Consider the following 4,244-nt stretch of genomic DNA (forward strand, 5'->3'; position numbering starts at 1 on the left):
GGGCACAAACAAACCGATATCAACCTGCTGCTGCCCTGGAATTACGGCAATCACGTGTGAACGGCGCACCGCTTACCGATCATCGACCCCGCGCAGCGGATCGACCATGCGGAAGCGTTCTTTGCCGCGACAGGCGCTGACATCCGCCACGGCGGGAATTCTGCCCACTACAGCGGCGGGACGGATCATGTGCAGATGCCGCATTTCGAGAGCTTCCGCAGCCCCGAGGCGTATTATGCCACGCTTGCCCACGAACTGACCCACTGGACAAAGCACCCCAAGCGCCTCGACCGCGAATTCGGGCGCAAGACATGGGGCGACGAAGGCTATGCCCGCGAGGAACTGGTCGCCGAGCTTGGCGCAGCCTTCCTTTGCGCCGATCTGGCGCTGACTCCCGAGCCTGGCACCGATCACGCGGCCTATATCCAGAGTTGGCTCAAGGTTCTCAAGAACGACAAACGCGCGATCTTCAGCGCCGCCGCCCATGCACAGCGCGCAGCCGACTTCCTGAAGAGTTTTCAACAGCAACCCGAGCAGAAGGAGGGCGTCGCCGCGTAAGCGGCGACGTTTGAAAAAATTCGCGGCTGGCCTCAGGCCAGCCGCGCTATCCGTATCGGTTCTGTTGGCTACGACGGACGCAGGCGACTAATTTTGGCAAACAGCTTCTTATCCCAGTCACCTAGATCGTCAGGGATACCAAGCTGGCCGAGATCGACTCCGTTGGACGGCGAAAAGGTATGCCCACCGCTCACGTCATCAGCCGCAGCCTCTGGCGAATGGTACGAGCCAAGGTTCTCATCGCCGAACATGACTTTCCAACGTCCCTCTGGTTCTGGCATAATGCTCACCGTTCCGTGGGGCGTATAATACTGATAATAATATACATTCCGATCCATGCTCTGTCCTTGCTAACCAAATGTTTGTTCAGTCGAAACTACCAGACGTTTCCCTGTTAGTCACGCTATGGTTGTTCGGCAAAAAGCTTGCGAGTATCGATCACAAATGTCGGCAACCCGCCGCCTGCGGGTTGCCGTGAAACTATCGGCGACAGGATGGCCAAGTCGTCTGGCCTATCGCGCGCTCGATGTTTTCGAGGGTTGCCAGGATATGGCGGCGCTCCGCTTCATCGAGGGTAGGCTCAGTGAGAAGCCAGGTGAAAAACTGGTGCAATTCGCCAAGTTGTTGAGCCGTCAAGCCTTGCAGCTCGTGCATGGTGATGAGTGCGATCATGTGATCCTCCGTTTCGTTTCGGACCCGACCAATTCGGGCCTTCTCGGGGATCGGAAGGCGCAGGACGCGGCTGTTATCGGCCACCTACGGTCGCAACGCAGTGGAGCAGGCTTTCACGCCTTGGTCGCATACGCAGCCCTTTCTGCCATTCATGATTTTCGGAAGAGCCGAAGGATGGGTGCGAGGGGAACGGGGGATCAATGCGTCTGATGCGGCAGCACCTGATACAGCCGATCAAGCGTCGGATCATCGACCACGACGACCTTAACAGGCCCGTGCAGGTCTTGGTTTTCATACAGAAGCATGAAGCGCTCGGCGTAGAAGTGATCGGTATCGCTTGCCTCACGGGATATCCGCTGAGCTTCCTCTCCCCATTCACGGGTTTCCGCCGTACCCGCATATGCGGCTTCGTAGAGCTCAAAGATGCGGCGCGGCACGTAGGCGATACAGTCAAATTTCTCCATGTTCTTCTCCTTATCAGTCATCGTTCGAATCCAAAATCGCGCCCTTTATCGCGTCCGCGCTTGCGCCCCTCGCGATCCTTCTCGCGGTGCGGGCTGGAGCGTTCGGGCAAGTCCATTTCCTGGTAGCGAGCGATATCCTCGCGCAGCAGGAGCAGATCGGTTTGCTGCCGCTCGCGTTGTTCATGAATTTGCCTTTGCAGATCGCGGCGTTCGTCGAGCTGACTGGCAACCAGCTTGTCGCGCTCGGCCCGATCCCGCAGAAGAGCAGCCCATGCTTCGCGCTCGTTCTGCGCCCTGATCTTGGCGTAACTGCCCGTGATCCGTTTCCAAACGCCCGAGAAACCGCGCGGCAACCGCGCCGCGCGCGCATTAGCTTCCGCGATCCAGCGCTTTTCCAGAGCATCGTGGAGCATCTGCCGTTCCTGACGGTGACGCCCCGCCATTTCGCTGCGCTCGAATTCCAGCGCTTTCTGGCCACGTGCCGCTTCGAGCTCGGACTGCCTCACGAAGTACTTGAGGCGTTCGGACATCTGCGCCGCCATTGTTTTCCGCGCTTCATCGACCGAAGGCAGGTTCTCGGGATCGCCGAGGCGTTCCGCGACATCCTTCGTTTTCACGCCTGCCTGACGCCCCACGGCATAGACCTCGCCGCGAAAATCGACAGCGACGAAGCCGCGCCGATCTCCGCGCGCAAGCGTGAAACCGCGTTCTTTGAGAGCTTGCGCGAACGCGGAAGCTGAATTCGAGTGTTCCCAGCATTCCCTGAAAAGCGTCTTGATTTGTTTGGGGTTGAGGCCGACGCGCCGCGCTTGCTGCCATTCTTGCAGCGTGTAGCGGAGCGGATCGCGCTCCCGCCAATCGAGCAAGCCTTTCGGCATCTCCCAACCATGTTCGCGGAACAGGTTACGCGACACATCCCGCAGGCGCAGCTTGTAGTGCGAGATATTGATCGCCCGCATCCTTTCGGAATCGATCCGCGACCAGACGACATGAGCATGCCGCCGTCCGTCTTTCTCGTGGAAGACAATCGCGCGGGGCTGATCTTCGAGGCCGAGCTTGCGCTCGACCGTATCGGCAGCCCTCTCGAAATCCTCGACGGTGGGATCGGCACCGCCAGGCGGGTTGAGGCTGGCCGAGAACATGTAGTTCTTGCAGCGCGTGCCAGCCGCGATGGCATCGAGTTCCCGAAACGCATCCAGCAGATCATCGCTGACAAAGCCGCGAACCTCATGCAGCTCGACATGATCGTTTTCGCGCATCGAGAGCAGATAGCGAGCGAGTTGCGCGCCGCCGCCGCGTTCTTTGGCCTTGAGGATCATGGCTCGCACCCAGGCTCGTCACGATAGATACCGCGACCGAGCGCCATAAGGAGCTCTTCGCGCATCACTAGCACCGCCGCGCAGGCTTCGCGCAGTTCCGCCTCGGTTTCGGGCGTAACGGGCAAGGAGCCCGTATTCACGGCTTTGGCGAGCTGGTTCAGGTTGGACGACAGACGCGACGAGCCGAGCGCGCCCAGAACGCGCCCCAAAGCCTCATAATCCTTCACGGGAGCTTTGCTGCGCGTTTTGCGCGGTGCAGCATCCTCACCGAACAGCCGTTCACGGATATACGCGCCGAGCGACATATCCGCTGCGTCCTGTTCGAGCTGCGCCCGTTCTTCAAACGTGAGGCGCAAAGAGAACGGCGTCGGCTTGCCATCAGTCGGTTTTCTGGGTGCCGAGTGCGCCGCTGACTTGTTGAAATTATGGACGGGGATTTTCATCACGCACCCCCTGACCGCTACGGTCAAGTTGCGTGAGATGCCGCTCCCATTCAGCTAGGACCTCGAAGAGAGTGTTCGAACTTTCTCCTTCGAGGTGCGCCAAACTTTTCAATGGCTTATATATCTCGTCCGGCTTGGCGCGGTGGTGCAGGAAGCACATAGGAAGCACGGCGTAGGTAATCGGCGGTCATTTGCGGTCGAATCCTAACCCATTTTTCCTAGGCTAGCAGTTCGGGCATGATCGACTTCATGCCAGATTGAAACTCACCCTGTCGTCCGTTCCCCGGAAAGGGGACCACGCGCAAAGTGCAGTTTGTTCCCGATGCCTCCATAGATGCTCTGACCGATGCTTCGTTGCCTTTCATGAAGGCAACAACAAGCGGCGCGTCGTAGTCCCTCAATCGCTTTGCCCGTGATGCGATGCTGGCGGCGTGGGTCGCCTGCCGTTCTGTCCGGGACAGCCAGTTCACCGGCTCCAGTACCAAATCATCCAGATAGAAGCCCGCTTGTTTGAAAGCTGCGACAAAGGACGGGCAGTCTCCGATGCGTGGCGCGAGAGCTTGGCGAAACTGCCCGTGAACTGAGCTACTCCCCATCGGTTGGACAGGATCTGGCGTAAATCAAGCTACTCGTTGCACCTGCTGACCGGTTTGGGTTTCGTCTTTTCGCAGCCAGTAGACCACGGCCGGGGGTTTGCCGCCAAGGGCGGAATGGACCTGTCACGTCTTTGTGCCGCCCCAAGTGCTCGTTTAGGCCACTTTCCGTTCGAAGGCGACCGGGCTTTTCCA

The 4,244-nt window shown here is 59.2% G+C and carries 6 protein-coding genes; 1 reads left to right on the forward strand and 5 read right to left on the reverse strand.

The window, feature by feature from the left end:
* Positions 1-141 precede the first annotated feature (141 nt).
* On the forward strand, positions 142-558 hold the full coding sequence (locus BKY27_RS19360; RefSeq protein ID WP_407668431.1) for a zincin-like metallopeptidase domain-containing protein: 417 nt from the start codon (positions 142-144) through the stop codon (positions 556-558).
* 68 nt (positions 559-626) lie between these two features.
* Here BKY27_RS19360 and BKY27_RS19365 read toward each other — a convergent pair whose 3' ends face one another.
* From BKY27_RS19365 to BKY27_RS19385, 5 genes are all read right to left on the reverse strand, one after another.
* Positions 627-896, reverse strand: coding sequence for a hypothetical protein (locus BKY27_RS19365; RefSeq protein WP_199559138.1), 270 nt, complete (start codon positions 894-896; stop codon positions 627-629).
* 142 nt (positions 897-1,038) lie between these two features.
* A complete protein-coding gene (locus BKY27_RS19370) occupies positions 1,039-1,230 on the reverse strand; it encodes a hypothetical protein (protein ID WP_071676097.1) in 192 nt (63 codons plus the stop codon).
* 197 nt (positions 1,231-1,427) lie between these two features.
* Positions 1,428-1,694, reverse strand: coding sequence for a hypothetical protein (locus BKY27_RS19375; protein WP_071676098.1), 267 nt, complete (start codon positions 1,692-1,694; stop codon positions 1,428-1,430).
* 17 nt (positions 1,695-1,711) lie between these two features.
* Positions 1,712-3,013 (reverse strand): relaxase/mobilization nuclease domain-containing protein, encoded by a 1,302-nt coding sequence (locus BKY27_RS19380; RefSeq protein WP_071676099.1) that lies wholly within the window; start codon positions 3,011-3,013, stop codon positions 1,712-1,714.
* Positions 3,010-3,456, reverse strand: coding sequence for a hypothetical protein (locus tag BKY27_RS19385; protein ID WP_071676100.1), 447 nt, complete (start codon positions 3,454-3,456; stop codon positions 3,010-3,012). The genes BKY27_RS19380 and BKY27_RS19385 overlap by 4 nt, the downstream gene beginning before the upstream one ends.
* Positions 3,457-4,244: the final 788 nt, after the last annotated feature.

This window comes from Nioella nitratireducens (assembly GCF_001879715.1).
Taxonomy (GTDB): Bacteria; Pseudomonadota; Alphaproteobacteria; order Rhodobacterales; family Rhodobacteraceae; genus Nioella; species Nioella nitratireducens.